This window comes from Pseudomonas sp. FW305-E2 (assembly GCF_058782925.1).
Genome location: NZ_JBYSYE010000003.1, coordinates 236810 through 251890, shown reverse-complemented (window position 1 = coordinate 251890; position 15081 = coordinate 236810). Strand labels below are relative to the sequence as shown.

At 62.6% G+C, this 15081-nt stretch carries 13 protein-coding genes and 1 riboswitch; of the genes, 5 read left to right on the top strand and 8 right to left on the bottom strand.

Going from position 1 to position 15081, the window contains the following annotated elements:
• Nucleotides 1-54: 54 nt before the first annotated feature.
• Both metF and ahcY read right to left on the bottom strand, forming a co-directional pair.
• A complete protein-coding gene (gene metF / locus AC3WLP_RS05030) occupies nt 55-900 on the bottom strand; it encodes a methylenetetrahydrofolate reductase [NAD(P)H] (RefSeq protein WP_003249357.1) in 846 nt (281 codons plus the stop codon).
• Between the two features lie 166 nt (nt 901-1066).
• Entirely contained in the window at nt 1067-2476 is a 1410-nt protein-coding gene (gene ahcY / locus AC3WLP_RS05025) for an adenosylhomocysteinase (RefSeq protein WP_012053902.1), read from the bottom strand.
• Nucleotides 2477-2496: 20 nt separating this feature from the next.
• Nucleotides 2497-2593: riboswitch (S-adenosyl-L-homocysteine riboswitch) on the bottom strand.
• Between the two features lie 178 nt (nt 2594-2771).
• Between ahcY and AC3WLP_RS05020 the strand changes: the two genes are divergently transcribed.
• Nucleotides 2772-3173, top strand: a complete 402-nt coding sequence (locus tag AC3WLP_RS05020; protein ID WP_003249362.1) for an acyl-CoA thioesterase — start codon at nt 2772-2774, stop codon at nt 3171-3173.
• 111 nt (nt 3174-3284) lie between these two features.
• Here AC3WLP_RS05020 and AC3WLP_RS05015 read toward each other — a convergent pair whose 3' ends face one another.
• Nucleotides 3285-4520: a cation:proton antiporter gene (locus AC3WLP_RS05015; RefSeq protein WP_088513300.1), complete on the bottom strand. Its 1236-nt coding sequence runs from the start codon at nt 4518-4520 to the stop codon at nt 3285-3287.
• A gap of 282 nt (nt 4521-4802) precedes the next feature.
• Between AC3WLP_RS05015 and AC3WLP_RS05010 the strand changes: the two genes are divergently transcribed.
• Entirely contained in the window at nt 4803-5636 is an 834-nt protein-coding gene (locus AC3WLP_RS05010) for an EamA family transporter (RefSeq protein ID WP_088513299.1), read from the top strand.
• A 28-nt stretch (nt 5637-5664) separates the two neighbouring features.
• Nucleotides 5665-6051, top strand: coding sequence for an MAPEG family protein (locus tag AC3WLP_RS05005; protein ID WP_003249368.1), 387 nt, complete (start codon nt 5665-5667; stop codon nt 6049-6051).
• 50 nt (nt 6052-6101) lie between these two features.
• On the opposite strand, the gene mltA is transcribed toward AC3WLP_RS05005, so the two are convergent.
• Nucleotides 6102-7253 carry a murein transglycosylase A gene (gene mltA, locus AC3WLP_RS05000; RefSeq protein WP_004576621.1) on the bottom strand — a complete coding sequence of 384 codons (1152 nt, stop codon included), beginning with the start codon at nt 7251-7253 and terminating at the stop codon, nt 6102-6104.
• 119 nt (nt 7254-7372) lie between these two features.
• On the opposite strand from mltA, the gene AC3WLP_RS04995 reads away from it, so the two are divergent.
• Nucleotides 7373-7831, top strand: a complete 459-nt coding sequence (locus AC3WLP_RS04995; protein WP_012053899.1) for a c-type cytochrome — start codon at nt 7373-7375, stop codon at nt 7829-7831.
• A gap of 188 nt (nt 7832-8019) precedes the next feature.
• On the opposite strand, the gene AC3WLP_RS04990 is transcribed toward AC3WLP_RS04995, so the two are convergent.
• The 4 genes from AC3WLP_RS04990 to AC3WLP_RS04975 all read right to left on the bottom strand — a co-directional run bounded on the left by AC3WLP_RS04990 (nt 8020) and on the right by AC3WLP_RS04975 (nt 12676).
• Nucleotides 8020-8412, bottom strand: coding sequence for a DUF1090 domain-containing protein (locus AC3WLP_RS04990; protein WP_012053898.1), 393 nt, complete (start codon nt 8410-8412; stop codon nt 8020-8022).
• A 132-nt stretch (nt 8413-8544) separates the two neighbouring features.
• A complete protein-coding gene (gene ligB, locus AC3WLP_RS04985) occupies nt 8545-10245 on the bottom strand; it encodes an NAD-dependent DNA ligase LigB (RefSeq protein ID WP_088513298.1) in 1701 nt (566 codons plus the stop codon).
• Nucleotides 10246-10474: 229 nt separating this feature from the next.
• Nucleotides 10475-11665 (bottom strand): methionine adenosyltransferase, encoded by a 1191-nt coding sequence (gene metK, locus AC3WLP_RS04980; RefSeq protein WP_003249375.1) that lies wholly within the window; start codon nt 11663-11665, stop codon nt 10475-10477.
• An 18-nt stretch (nt 11666-11683) separates the two neighbouring features.
• Nucleotides 11684-12676 carry an ArsR/SmtB family transcription factor gene (locus tag AC3WLP_RS04975; RefSeq protein WP_003249377.1) on the bottom strand — a complete coding sequence of 331 codons (993 nt, stop codon included), beginning with the start codon at nt 12674-12676 and terminating at the stop codon, nt 11684-11686.
• A 251-nt stretch (nt 12677-12927) separates the two neighbouring features.
• Here AC3WLP_RS04975 and tkt point away from each other — a divergent pair, with 251 nt between their 5' ends.
• Nucleotides 12928-14925, top strand: coding sequence for a transketolase (tkt, locus tag AC3WLP_RS04970; protein WP_012053896.1), 1998 nt, complete (start codon nt 12928-12930; stop codon nt 14923-14925).
• The last annotated feature ends 156 nt before the right edge of the window (nt 14926-15081 follow it).

Genomic DNA, 15081 nt, shown 5'->3' with positions numbered 1-15081 from the left:
TTAGTCTATGACCAAAGCCTTAATCATTTCTTAAGCAGACTTTGCCAAAAGATTTCAGCGCGGCAGCTTCAGGTTGTTCCAGATCGCCAGGCTCGGTTCAGCCTGGTTCAAGGTATAGAAGTGCAGGCCCGGCGCGCCGCCTTGCAACAGCTGTTCGCACATGCGGGTAATCACTTCTTCGCCAAAGGCCTGGATGCTGGCGGTGTCGTCGGCATAGGCTTCCAGCTGCTTGCGGATCCAGCGCGGGATCTCGGCGCCACAGGCATCGGAGAAGCGGGCCAGCTTGCTGTAGTTGGTGATCGGCATGATGCCCGGTACCACCGGAATGTCCACGCCCAGCTTCTGTGCACGCTCGACGAAGTAGAAGTAGCTGTCGGCGTTGAAGAAGTACTGGGTGATGGCGCTGTCGGCACCGGCCTTGACCTTGTGCACAAAGTTGGCCAGATCCGCCTCGAAGTTGCGCGCCTGCGGGTGCATTTCCGGGTAGGCAGCCACTTCCAGGTGGAAGTGATCAGCGGTTTCCTGGCGGATGAACTCGACCAGGTCACTGGCATAGCGCAGTTCACCACTGGCCATGCCCATGCCCGACGGCAGGTCACCACGCAAAGCGACAATGCGTTTGATGCCGGCGGCCTTGTACTCGGCCAGCAGGGCGCGCAACTCGGCCTTGGTGTCGCCCACGCACGACAGGTGCGGCGCGGCAGGTATCTTCACTTCGCTTTCCAGCTGCAGCACGGTATTGAGCGTGCGGTCGCGGGTCGAGCCACCGGCACCGTAGGTGCAGGAGAAGAAGTCCGGGTTATAGGTGGCCAGCTGGCGGGCGACGCCCATCAGCTTTTCGTGACCGGCGTCGGTCTTGGTTGGGAAGAACTCGAAACTGTAGCGGCGTTCTTGTGACATCAGGCGTTCCTCTGGCAACAAGCGTCTAACGGCAAGCTGCAAGTAAAAGCCAGATCGGTGATGGCCGGTCTGGCTTGGGCGTCGTTCAAGATCTGTGTTTCTGGAGCTGCAAGTGGCAACGGCACGGTATGCCTTTGCTTGCCACTTGCAGCTTCAAGCTTGCCGCTTAGTAGCGGTAGGCGTGCGGCTTGAACGGGCCTTCGACGGTCACGCCGATGTAGTCGGCTTGCTGTTTGGTCAGCTGGGTGACCACGCCGCCGAAGCCGCGGACCATTTCCAGGGCCACTTCTTCGTCGAGTTTCTTCGGCAGCACTTCAACGGTCAGGCGCTCGGCTTTCTTTTCGGCCGGCAGGTCAGCGAACTTCTGCTCGAACAGGAAGATCTGTGCCAGAACCTGGTTGGCGAACGAGCCGTCCATGATGCGGCTTGGGTGGCCAGTGGCGTTGCCCAGGTTGACCAGGCGGCCTTCGGCCAGCAGGATCAGGTAGTCGTCGTTCTGCGGGTCGAAGCTGCCAGCGCCGGTACGGTGGACCTTGTGAACCTGCGGCTTGACCTCTTCCCAGGCCCAGTTCTTGCGCATGAAGGCGGTGTCGATCTCGTTGTCGAAGTGGCCGATGTTGCAGACTACGGCACGCTTTTTCAGGGCCTTGAGCATGTTGGCGTCGCAGACGTTGACGTTACCGGTGGTGGTCACGATCAGGTCGATCTTGCCCAGCAGAGCCTTGTCGATGCTGGCTTCGGTGCCGTCGTTGATACCGTCGATGAACGGCGAGACCAGCTCGAAGCCGTCCATGCAGGCCTGCATGGCGCAGATTGGATCAACTTCGGAGACCTTGACGATCATGCCTTCCTGACGCAGGGACTGGGCCGAGCCCTTGCCCACGTCACCGTAGCCGATCACCAGGGCCTGCTTGCCCGACAGCAGGTGGTCGGTACCACGCTTGATGGCATCGTTCAGGCTGTGACGGCAGCCGTACTTGTTGTCGTTCTTGCTCTTGGTGACCGAGTCGTTGACGTTGATCGCCGGGACTTTCAGCTCGCCCTTGGCCAGCATGTCCAGCAGGCGGTGTACGCCGGTGGTGGTCTCTTCGGTCACGCCGTGCACACGGTCCAGTACCTGCGGGTACTTCTTGTGCAGCAGTTCGGTCAGGTCACCACCGTCGTCGAGGATCATGTTGGCGTCCCATGGCTGGCCATCTTTCAGGATGGTCTGCTCCAGGCACCACTCGTACTCTTCTTCGGTTTCACCTTTCCAAGCAAATACCGGGATACCGGCGGCGGCGATCGAGGCGGCGGCCTGGTCTTGAGTCGAGAAGATGTTGCAGGACGACCAGCGCACTTCGGCACCCAGGGCAACCAGGGTTTCGATCAGCACGGCGGTCTGGATGGTCATGTGGATGCAGCCCAGGATCTTCGCACCCTTGAGCGGTTGCTCGGCCAGGTACTTGCGACGCAGGCCCATCAGCGCAGGCATTTCCGATTCGGCAATGATGGTTTCGCGACGGCCCCAGGCGGCCAGGGAGATGTCGGCGACTTTGTAATCGGTAAAACCAGCAGGCATGTTTGCAGCGCTCATGAGAGCCTCCATTCGTAATGTGCGAATGGGCGCCGTTGTGCGTTAAGCGCTCGCGGGAGCGAGCAACGCCCCATCCGAGCCTGACAGGCCTAGCCTGCTGCAGCGCCCCTCGGACAGGTGGCGGGCATGGCACCGCTGTGGGCAACCATGTAAAACGGCGCAGATTATAGCTGCCCCCGCCGGCTTGCCCAAGGTTTTCCGTCGATTAATCGCGACGATAGTCGATGTTCAATGGAGCGAAGGCAGCCGCTCTGCCATCATTGCTACACGTTAGCCAAGCAGGTCAGGAGTACAGATGAACTTTCACACCCGCAAGTGGGTTAAACCCGAAGACCTCAACCCCAATGGCACCCTGTTCGGTGGCAGCCTGTTGCGCTGGATCGATGAAGAGGCGGCGATCTACGCCATCGTCCAGCTGGGCAACCAGCGTGTGGTGACCAAGTACATGTCGGAAATCAACTTCGTCAGTGCTTCGCGTCAGGGTGACATCATCGAGCTAGGCATCACCGCTACCGCGTTCGGCCGCACCTCGATCACCCTCAAGTGCGAAGTGCGTAACAAGATCACCCGCAAGAGCATTCTGACTGTCGACAAGATGGTGTTCGTCAACCTGGGTGAGGATGGCTTGCCGGCAGCCCATGGGCGCACCGAGATCAAGTATGTGCAGGACCAGTTCCCGGATTCGGCAGTCGAATAGATTCTGGTTGCCTGTGCCGGCCTCTTCGCGGGTGAACCCGCTCCTACAGGCGTACGCGACCCGTAGGAGCGGGTTTACCCGCGAATGGGCCGCAAAGCGGCCCCGGCATTCTCAGGGCTGGGCGCTGACCTTGCGCACCACCCGCCCAATGCTCAACCCCTGCACCAGAATCGACGACAACACCACGATGTAGGTGATCGACAGCAGCAGGTCCCGTTCCTCGCCCAGCGGTAGCGACAGTGCAAGTGCCACCGACACGCCACCGCGCAGGCCGCCCCAGGTCAGCACCCGCACCGTGCCTTTGGGCACCGGGCGCCAGCGCCGCAGCAGCACGATCGCCGGGGCCACCGTCAGCAGGCGCGACAGCAGCACTGCCAGCGCCAGCACGCCGCCGGCCGCCAGGTGCATCCAGTTGAACGGCAGCAGCAACAGCTCCAGGCCGATCAATGCGAACAGCAGGGCATTGAACATGTCGTCGATCAGCTCCCAGAAACCGTCCATGTAACGGCGGGTCATGTCATTCATCGCCAGGTTGCGCCCCAGGTTGCCGATGATCAGGCCTGCCACCACCATGGCGATCGGTGCCGACACATGCAGTTCGTAGCACATCGCCGAACCACCGATTACCAACGCCAGGGTCAGCATGACTTCCACCTGGTACTGCTCGACACTCTTGATCATCCGGTAGGTGGCGTAGCCGATCAGGCCACCGAACACCACGCCGCCAATGGCCTCGCGGGCGAACAGGATCGCCGTGTCGGTCATGCTCGGTGTTTCACCCAGCTGGATGATGCCCAGCAACACGGTGAATACCACGACTGCCGTGCCGTCGTTGAACAGTGACTCGCCGACGATGGTGGTTTTAAGCGGTTTGGGCGCATTGGCAGTACGCAGCGCGCCAAGCACGGCAATCGGGTCGGTTGGTGAGATCAGTGCACCGAACAGCAGGCAGTAGATCAGGGGGACCTGCCAGCCGAACAGGGCAAACACCCAATGCGCCAGGTAGCCGATGACCACGGTGGCGATCAGCACGCCTAAGGTGGCCAGCAGGCCGATCGGCCAGCGGTAGCTGCGCAGGTCGCTGAGGTTGACGTGCAGGGCGCCGGCAAACAGCAGGAACGCCAGCATCCAGTGCATGAGCAGGTCGTTGAAGTCGATCTGGTTCATCAGCCCTTCGACGCGTTCTTCCAGGCCAGGGAAGCCGATAAGGCTCAGGCCCTGCAACATCAGGGAAAACAGCAGCGCCGTGACCATCACGCCGATGGCGGGGGGCAGGCCGATGAAACGGTAGTTCACATAGGTCAGAAGTGTGGTGAGGCAGATAAACGCGGCAACTAATTCAAGCATCCCGAATCCTGTAACAGTGGCTTCCAAGTCGTTACCCGAGTGACTCGGGCAGTTCTTTGATGACCTGGCACGGGGTTCGGGGCACAGGGTTTGACCGAATTAGTCCAAATCGTTCCCGTGACAGTCTGCACTGGTTACCCTGTGGGAGCGGGCGTGCCCGCGAACACCGGCAAAGCCGGTGCCATACACCGAGTTGCATTCTTCGCGGGCATGCCCGCTCCCACAAAGCCCCCCTGAACGCTATATATTCACAGCCATGAAAAGCCATAAGGACAAGAAGGCGTGTTGGCAACATCTCTGGTGCTGGTTGCCGCCCTGCTGCATGCAACCTGGAATACCCTGATCAAATTCAGCGGCGAGCGCTTGCTGGTCATCGCCAGCATGGACACGGTGGCGCTGGCCTTCGCGGTGCTGGCGGTGCCCTTCATGGATGTTCCGCCTGCTGAAATCTGGCCTTGGTTGGTTGCTTCGGCACTGGCTGAGCAGTTGTACCGTTATTTGCTGATCCAGGCCTACCGCGTGGGCGACCTGGGGCTGGTCTATCCTCTGATGCGCGGGCTGTCACCGTTGGTGGTGCTGGGGCTGACCCTGGCCTTTGCCGGGGAATCGCTGAGCCAGCAGCAGATCATCGGTATCCTGTTGATCCCCTGTGGCATGGCCTGTCTGTTGTGGCAGGGCGGCGGCGGTGACCGGCTACCATGGTCGATGCTGCCGGTGGTTGCCTTGATTGGCCTGTGCATTGGTTGCTACACCTGGTTCGACGGCCAGGCCGTGCGCCTGTGGGGCAAACCGTGGGATTACCTGGTCTGGCTGACCCTGCTCAGCGCCTGGCAATTCCCGTTGTTGGCGAGCGTAGCGCGGCGGGCGCCATTCGTACTGTTCTGGCGAACCCAATGGCGCCTTGGGTTGGCGGTAGGGTTCTGCGTATTGTTCAGCTATGCCCTGGTGCTGTGGGCCATGCACCTGGGGTCTGTGGCCGAAGCGGCGGCACTGCGGGAATTGAGCGTGATCCTGGTGGTGCTGCTGGGTATGCGCTACCTCAAAGAACCTTTTGGCGGGCCGAGACTCCTAGCTTGCGGGCTGGTATTGGCCGGCATGCTGGTAATGAAGCTTTGACCTGAAGACTGAACAAGGAGTCCTGTCCATGACTGTTGCCCTGTGGTGCATCCTGATTGCCCTGCTGTTGAACCCGCTTTGTGCCTTGATCGCCAAGGCGAGCAGTGGCCGCTTCGGCCTCAAGGACAATCACGATCCGCGAGCCTTCCTCGATACCTTGTCGGGCCTGCCACGGCGTGCCCATGCTGCGCAGCAGAATGGCTACGAAGCGTTTCCGGCATTTGCTGCGGCGGTGCTTGTGGCGGATATCGTCGGCAATGCCGAGCAGGTGACCCAGGATGTACTGGGGGTGATGTATATCACCAGCCGCTTGCTTTACATCATCTGCTACCTGGCCGACTGGGCTGCCTTGCGGTCGCTGGTGTGGCTTGCCGGCTTGGCACTTATCGTGTCGTTCTTCGTGGTTTCCATCTGAAACCGAGTGGCCTTCTTCGCGGGCAGCTCCCGCGAAGAAGGCAGCAACGGTCAAGGTACCTTGGGCACCTCAGGCAGTGGCTGGCCCTTGGGCCACAGCATCCAGATCTGCCCTTGCTGCTTCATGTTCCCGGCCAGTTCGCCGGCTTCTGGCCCTGTGCCCCAGAACAGGTCAGCGCGCACTTCGCCGGTAATCGCCCCGCCGGTGTCTTGCGCGCCAACCGGTCGTACCACCGGCGAGCCGTCCGGGCGTGTGGTAGACAGCCACAACAAGCTGCCCAGGGGAATCACCTTGCGGTCGATGGCCACGCTGTAGCCGGCGGTAAGCGGTACGTTCAGCGAGCCTCGCGGGCCTTCGTTGCTGTCCGGGCGGGTGCTGAAGAATACATAGCTGGGGTTGCTGGCCAGCAGCTCTGGTACGCGCTGCGGGTTGGCCTGGGCCCAGGCGTGAATGGCGCCCATGCTCACGTCTTCTTTTTTCAGCTGACCCTGCTCCACCAGCCAGCGGCCGATCGGCCGATAGGGGTGGCCGTTCTGGTCGGCGTAGCCCAGGCGCAGTTGACGACCGTCTTCCAGTTGCACCCGGCCAGAACCCTGGATCTGCAGGAACTGCAGGTCCATCGGGTCGGTCAGCCAGGCCAGCACCGGTGCCTGGACGCCGTTACGGTTGATGACCTCGGCCGTGTCATAGGGCTTGAGCACCCGACCCTCCAGACGGCCGCGCAGGCGTTTGCCCTTCAGTTCGGGGTACACGCTGGCCAGGTCGACCACGATCATGTCATCAGGGATGCCGTAGACCGCCACATGGTTGGTTGCCGATTGGCTCAGGCTGCCAGGGTAGACCGGCTCGTAGTAGCCGGTAATCAGGCCGTTGGCATTGTTTTCTGCAGAGCGCAGGCCGTACACCTGCAGGTTCTGTTCAAGGAAGGTTCGCACTTGGGCGGCGCTGGCTGTGGCGCTGCCGGCCGCTTCGCAGGTGGCGGCCCACACCGGGTCGCGCTTGAGTTTTTCGCAGCCGTTGCGCCATGCATAAAAGCCGGCCAGCAGGTCTTCATCGCTGACGGCCGGCAAGTCTTTCCAAGTGGCCGGGGCATAGGTGGCGACAGCGTGGGGCTCGGGCTTGGCGCTCTCGCCGCCGTTGCAGCCGGCCAGCAAAGCCAGCACCGGCAGTGTCCAGGCCAGGTGGCGCAGGGCAGATTTCATGTGTGCATTCCTGTCATGAGCGAACATGAAGGTTCGCCCCTGTCTTTTATGTGGCTATTGGTGTTTGGCCCAGTGGCAGCGATACTGGCCGCCCATTTGCGTAGGCCGAAGTGAGCGTGATGTTGAAGCGATTGACCGTTGTTCTGCTGGCTGCACTTGCCCTGGTAGGGGCTTTGACGGGGTGTGACCGGGTTGACCCGAACTCGCCGCTGGGTAAACGCAAGGTGATCTTCAAGGACATGCTCAAGACCAGCGAAGACCTGGGTGGCATGCTGCGTGGCCGGTTGCCGTTCGACGGGGTGAAGTTTGCCGACGGTGCGCTGAAGCTGGACAGCCTGTCGCATCAGCCGTGGCAGCATTTTCCACAGGTGCGCGATGGTGGTGACAGCGCCGCCCGCGCCGAAGTGTGGGAGCGCCAGGCGCGGTTTCATGACCTGGCCCGGCAGCTTGAGGGCGTCACCGGCGAACTGGTCGATGTCACCCGCAATCAGCCACTGGATGCTGCGCAACTGAAGGCACCGATGGACAAGGTCGAGTCTGCGTGCAAGGCCTGTCATAACGAATTTCGTAATCATTGAATGGCTGTGCTGTTCGCGCAAACCTTCGGGGCTTGTACAAATTCCTGTGGGAGCGGCCTTGTGTCGCGATAGGGCCGCTCAGCGGCCCCAGTATTTCAGCAAAAATGCATGCATAGCTGGAGCCGCCGCGCGGCCCTATCGCGACACAAAGCCGCTCCCACAAAGACCAGGCTTGCTGGCCAGATGCCTTAACGGTCGAGATCGTCGACCGCTTCCTGCAGCTCTTTACGCGAATCGGCCAGTTTGTCCTTGCGCTTGTTGATCTTCTCGGCGTCGCCTTTCTTCTCGGCCTTCTTCAAGTCCTTTTCCCGCTGCGCCACTTCGTGACGTGCATCGAGCACCTTCTGCTCACGTTCCTTGCGCAGGCTGGCGTCGGTGCAGTTGTCCACACCGCGCAGAGCTTCTTCCAGCCCTGCAACCTGGCCGCTGTTGCCGTGGTCACGGGCAATTTTCAGCTGGTTTTCGATGGCGCTGCGCTTGGCGGCGCAACCGGTCAGCCCGGCGTCCGGCTGGGCAGCCTGAGCAGTACCCGCAGCCAGGCCCAGTGTTGCGAGCAGGAAAAGAGTCGAAATACGTTTCATGAAAAGCCTCCTGAACGGGGCGGGGCAGCAAAAGTTGGGGGAAATCCTGCCTTGGTTTTGCCCATTTAGAAACCCTTGGTGAGGTTTTCTGCTCGAGTCTCAGGTTTTTCCTACGCACTATTTGGTAAAAAATCATTGCTCAATGCGCTGGGGTGGGGGCCGGAAACCTTCTATGCCGGTTTCGGCCAACTGTGCGGCGATGGCTTGCACCTCAGAGGCCGCGAAAAATTCCACAAGTTGGCGCGAGCGTTTTGCGCCGATGCCGGGCACAGTTTGCCATTGCCCGGCGCTGCGTGAAGCCAGCGCCTGCCAGTCGCCAGTCAGTGGCAAATGCTTGCCAATGGGCACGCCAAGGGCGCGCAGCCATTGATCGAAGGGGCGTGAGCGGGCTTCGTCGAAACTGCCCAGCAGGTGTGCCGCGGTGAGTCTGCTGATGCCGGGGGCCTGCTGCAGGCGCTCGGCATCGAGCTGCAGCCAATCGGTCATGGACGTTACCAAGCCCGCTTCGACCAGCCGACGCCATGTGCCGGGCCCGGTGCGGGGCAAGGCCAGGCCCTGTTTACCGCCAAGCCAGGTGAGGCGGGCAATGAATTGCTCATCACAGCCCTCGCTGGCTTGCCAGCAGCTGTGGGCATGATAGCGGTCGGGCGCAGGCGCGGCGACCGCCTGGCGTTCGACCGTGCGATGCACCACTTGCTCCAGGCGTGGAATGGTCAGCCCGGCCAGGCTGATGGCCACCTGGTCGCCGGGGCGGATGTCGAGGGTGTGCCAGCGCGCCAGCGAACCCAGGCTTACCTGGGTAATCCGTCGGTCGTCCAGGGTGACCGGCAGCAAGTGCAACACGGGCGTGACCCTGCCGGTGCGGCCAACCCGAAAGCGCACGTCGCGTACTTCGGCCAAGGCTTGTGCATAGGGATACTTCCAGGCCGCGATCCAGTAGGGCGCCTTGGCCTGCCAGCGCTCGGCAGGTGGCCGACTGCTCTGGCGCAGGATTACACCGTCGGTGGCGAAGGGCAGAGCAGAGCGATACCAGTGCTCGCGCCAGTGTGCTGCATCCTCCAGCGTGTCGATGGCGATGCTGTAAAGCTGGCTGTCCGGAAACCCCAGCCGTGCCAGCTGGGCGAGGCGTTCGGCCTGTTGCTCGGGGCCGTGCGGCCAGCCCCACACGAACAGGCCGATAGCGTTGCCTTGTGCGCCAGTCAGTTGCTTGCGTGCGAGCAGCCCGGCCACGGTACCCCGGGCGTTGGCGCTGCCTGCCTTGGCTTGCACATGATCGCTCAGGCGCAGATACAGCTCACCTTGCAAGTGCAGGTCGAGCGCCTCAGGCAACTGCCGAGTGACAGCGTCGAGTTGCGGGATGTGTCGGCTCCAGTCATGGCCGTTTACGCCGTCCCCCCGGCTGGTCAGCTGCACCAATCGGCCCTGTTGGTAGGTGAGGGAAACGGCTACGCCGTCGACCTTGGGCTGTACCCACACGCCGCTCTTGCCGGCCATCCATCGCGCCACGGCCTGGCGGTCTGCCAGCTTGTCGACGCCGGTATGCGGCACGGGGTGGGGGACCGGGCCGCGAGCGCTGGCCAGAGGGGAGGGGCTGGTGCCAACCGCGAAGCACTGCTGCAGGTGGTTCAGGCGCTCGCGGCTCTGGTCGTACAGTTCGTCGGCCACCAGGGCTATGCCCTGGCGATGGTAGTGCTCGTCCCATCGGGCAAGCGTGGCGCGGAGTTGCGCAACTTCGGCCTTGGCCTGTTGCGGGCTCCACTGTGGGCATGAGGCAGCCCTGGCCAATGGGGCGTTCAGTGCAAATAGCAGGGCGAACAACAACAGGTACGGCATGGCCTGGCATCCTTGCATGGCGGGGAAGCGCTTAGCGTAGGCAGGTAGCGGGGCGGACGGTGCGTGCAGTTGTCAGGTGATATTTCGCGGGTGCTCGTCTCCCATCCCGAGGTTGCGCAAAAAACCAGCGCGGCGCTCGATCTCACAGGCGATGAAAATGCCGTGACAGGCACAAAAAAGCCCCTGCCGATCGCTCGGCAGGGGCTTTCGTCCAGCGCTGCAGGAAAATTTACAGGCCGGCAGCGTCACGCAGCGACTGGGCGCGGTCGGTGCGCTCCCAGGTGAAGGTGGTGAAGGTGTCGTCGCCGACAGTCTTCTGCTGCGGGGTGCGGCCGAAGTGGCCGTAGGCAGCGGTTTCCTGATACATCGGGTGCAGCAGGTCGAGCATGGTGGTGATGGCGTACGGACGCAGGTCGAAGCATTCGCGCACCAGCTGGATGATCTTGTCGTCGGAGACCTTGCCGGTACCGAAGGTGTTGATCGAGATGGACGTCGGCTGGGCTACGCCAATGGCGTACGACACCTGGATCTCGCAACGCTCTGCCAGGCCGGCGGCGACGATGTTCTTGGCCACGTAGCGGCCGGCGTAGGCGGCGGAGCGGTCGACCTTGGACGGATCCTTGCCGGAGAACGCACCACCACCGTGGCGGGCCATGCCGCCGTAGGAGTCGACGATGATCTTGCGGCCGGTCAGGCCACAGTCACCCACCGGGCCACCGATGATGAAGTTGCCGGTCGGGTTGATGTGGTACTGGGTGCCCTTGTGCAGCAGTTCGGCAGGCAGGGTGTGCTTGACGATCAGCTCCATCACGGCTTCTTGCAGGTCTTTCTGCGAAACCTCCGGGTTGTGCTGGGTCGACAGCACCACGGCGTCGATACCGACCACTTTGCCGTTCTCGTAGCGGCAGGTGACCTGCGACTTGGCATCCGGGCGCAGCCATGGCAGCAGGCCGGACTTGCGTGCCTCGGCCTGGCGTTCTACCAGACGGTGCGAGAAGCAGATCGGTGCAGGCATCAGGACTTCGGTTTCGTTGCTGGCATAGCCGAACATCAGGCCCTGGTCACCGGCGCCTTGGTCTTCCGGCTTGGAGCGGTCCACGCCCTGGGCGATGTCTACCGACTGTTTGCCGATGATGTTCATCACGGCGCAGGTGGCGCCGTCGAAGCCGACGTCGGAGCTGTTGTAGCCGATGTCGATGATGACTTTGCGCACCAGGTCTTCCAGGTCGACCCAGGCCGACGTGGTGACTTCGCCGGCGATGATGGCGACACCGGTCTTGACCAGGGTTTCGCAGGCTACGCGGGCGTATTTGTCCTGGGCGATGATGGCATCAAGGACAGCGTCCGAAATCTGGTCGGCGATCTTGTCCGGATGCCCTTCGGACACGGACTCGGAGGTGAAAAGGGAGTATTCGCTCATCTCGAAGGTTCCTGAAATTTACCGATGGTGTATGTCGCCAGCCGTCCGCTGAAAATGGCGGACCTGGATCTGGAAACCGTTACGCAAGCCCACGTACAGGCTGTCCGCATGGGCCAGCCCGGCAGCGTTGGCCCAGCGCGCCAGGTCATCCTGTTCGAAGCCCAGCCAGAGGTCGCCGCAGGCTTCGCGCGCCCACCCCTGGTCATGGCTGCACAGTTCGGTGACCAGCAGGCTGCCGCCTGCCTTCACCCGTTTGGCCAGCTGGCGCAAGGCCAGGGCCGGGTCGCTGAAATGGTGCAGCACCATGTTCAGCACAACGCAGTCGGCGGCCACATCCGTTGCACCCAGTGCGTCGGCCAACTGCAGGTTCACGTTGTCGAGCCCTTCGCGCTGGCACACCTGGCGCGCAAGCTCGAGCATGGTAGGGCTGTTGTCCAGGGCGGTGACCTGGGCGAAGCGCCGGGCCAGGTCGGGCAGGAAGCCACCGTCGCCGGGCCCGACTTCCAGCGCGCTGGCGGCCGGGTCGAAATGCAGTTTGTCGAGCAGCGCCAGCAGGCTGTCGCGGTACTGCGGAAGGCCGGCGATCAGGTCCTGCTGGGCACGGAATTTCTCTTCCACGCGCAGGAAGAAGTCCTGGCTGGTGGCCGCCCGGCGCTGCTGGACATGGGCTATGCGCGCCTGCACATCGGGCGGCAGGGCCAGGTCGTCGACTTCTTCGAGCAGCGCCGCGTGCAGCCGCCCCCCCAGGCGCAGGCCATCGGGCAGGGCACGGCGGTAGAAGATGGCGTTGCCTTCGCGGCGGGTTGCCACGAGGTCGGCCTGAGCCAGCACCTTGAGATGATGGCTCATGCCTGACTGGCCGATGTCGAAGATCTGCGCCAGTTCCAGCACGCCGAACGAGTCGTTGGCCAGTGCGCGCAATACGTTCAGGCGCAACGCATCGCCACTGGCTTTGCACAGGGCGGCCAATGTTTCGCGTTGCTCGGGGATCGATTGCGCACGCAGATTCATGGGGCGGCAGTCTAGACAGGCATCGATGCCCTAGCAAGGCCAATATCAAAAAGTTTTGATATTGGCGATGAGCTGCAAGCCGAAAGCCTCAAGTGACACGCTTTGGGGCGCCCCGAGTCGCGCTCTGCTTCTTCAGTTGCGGCTTAAAGCTGGCGCTTGGCGCTTAAATGTTTGCCCCAAGCGCCCCCAGTGGGCGAAAATGGCCGCCTTTTTCGTGACACCACCTATTCAAGCCCCCTAGGAGATCAGCGATGCCCAGCCGTCGTGAACGTGCCAACGCCATTCGTGCCCTCAGCATGGATGCCGTGCAAAAGGCCAACAGCGGCCACCCAGGTGCCCCCATGGGCATGGCGGATATCGCCGAAGTGCTTTGGCGCGACTACCTGAAGCACAACCCGAGCAACCCGAGCTTCGCCGACCGTGACCGCTTCGTGCTGTCCAACGGCCACGGTTCGATGCTGATCTACTCGCTGCTGCACCTGACCGGCTACGACGTCACCATCGATGACATCAAAGGCTTCCGCCAGCTGCACAGCCGCACCCCGGGCCACCCGGAGTACGGCTACACCCCAGGCGTTGAAACCACCACCGGCCCGCTCGGCCAGGGTATCGCCAACGCCGTGGGCTTCGCCCTGGCAGAAAAAGTACTGGCTGCCCAGTTCAACCGTGACGGCCACACCATCGTCGACCACAACACCTACGTGTTCCTCGGCGACGGCTGCATGATGGAAGGTATCTCCCATGAAGTCGCCTCGCTGGCCGGCACCCTGGGCCTGAACAAGCTGATCGCCTTCTATGACGACAACGGCATCTCCATCGATGGCGAAGTGCACGGCTGGTTCACCGACAACACCCCCGCGCGCTTCGAGGCCTACAACTGGCAGGTGATCCGCAACGTCGACGGCCACGATGCCGAAGAAATCAAGATGGCCATCGAGACCGCCCGCAAGAGCGATCGCCCGACCCTGATCTGCTGCAAGACCACCATCGGTTTCGGTTCGCCGAACAAGCAGGGCAAGGAAGACTGCCACGGTGCCCCGCTGGGCAACGACGAAATCGCCCTGACCCGCCAGGCCCTGAACTGGAACCACGGCCCGTTCGAAATCCCGGCCGACATCTACGCCGAGTGGGATGCCAAGGCCGCCGGTGCCAAGGTTGAAGCCGAGTGGAACCAGCGCTTCGACGCCTACGCCAAGGCCTACCCGGAGCTGGCTGCCGAGTTCAAGCGCCGTGCCAGCGGCGAGCTGCCGGCCGACTTCAGCGAAAAGGCCCAGGCCTACATCAATGAAGTGGCTGCCAAAGGCGAAACCATCGCCAGCCGCAAGGCCAGCCAGAACGCCCTGAACGCCTTCGGCCCGCTGCTGCCCGAGTTCCTCGGTGGTTCGGCCGACCTGGCCGGCTCCAACCTGACCCTGTGGAAAGGTTGCAAGGGCGTCGAAGCCAATGACGCCAGCGGCAACTACGTGTTCTACGGCGTGCGCGAGTTCGGCATGACCGCCATCATGAACGGCGTTGCCCTGCACGGTGGCCTGGTGCCTTACGGCGCGACCTTCCTGATGTTCATGGAATACGCCCGCAACGCCGTGCGCATGTCGGCCCTGATGAAGCAGCGCGTGATCCACGTGTACACCCACGACTCCATCGGTCTGGGCGAAGACGGCCCGACGCACCAGCCGATCGAGCAGCTGACCAGCCTGCGCAGCACCCCGAACCTGGACACCTGGCGCCCGGCCGACGCGGTGGAATCCGCCGTGTCCTGGAAAAACGCCCTGGAGCGCAAGGACGGCCCATCGGCGCTGATCTTCTCGCGCCAGAACCTGCAGCACCAGGACCGCGATGCCCAGCAGATCGCCGACATCAGCCGCGGTGGCTATGTGCTCAAGGACTGCGCCGGCGAGCCTGAACTGATTCTGATCGCCACCGGTTCCGAAGTGGGCCTGGCTGTTCAGGCCTTCGACAAGCTGACCGAGCAAGGCCGCAAGGTGCGCGTGGTTTCCATGCCGTGCACCAGCGTGTTCGATGCCCAGGACGCTGCCTACAAGCAGTCCGTGCTGCCGCTGGAAGTCGGTGCGCGCATCGCCATCGAAGCTGCCCACGCTGACTTCTGGTACAAGTACGTCGGCCTGGAAGGTCGTATCATCGGCATGACCACCTACGGTGAGTCGGCGCCGGCTTCGGCATTGTTCGAAGCGTTCGGCTTCACCCTGGAGAACATCCTCGGTACTGCCGAAGAGCTGCTGGAAGACTGATGTAACAAATGGAGGGCAGTGACGCCCTCCAGGTCGTGCAAGGGGAGGGCTTTGCCCTCCATCGCGACGCAAGGCCGCTCCCACAGAAACGGTGCTGTCCTCCGGATGGCGCGGTCCCTGTGGGAGCGGCCTTGCGTCGCGATGGGCCGCAACGCG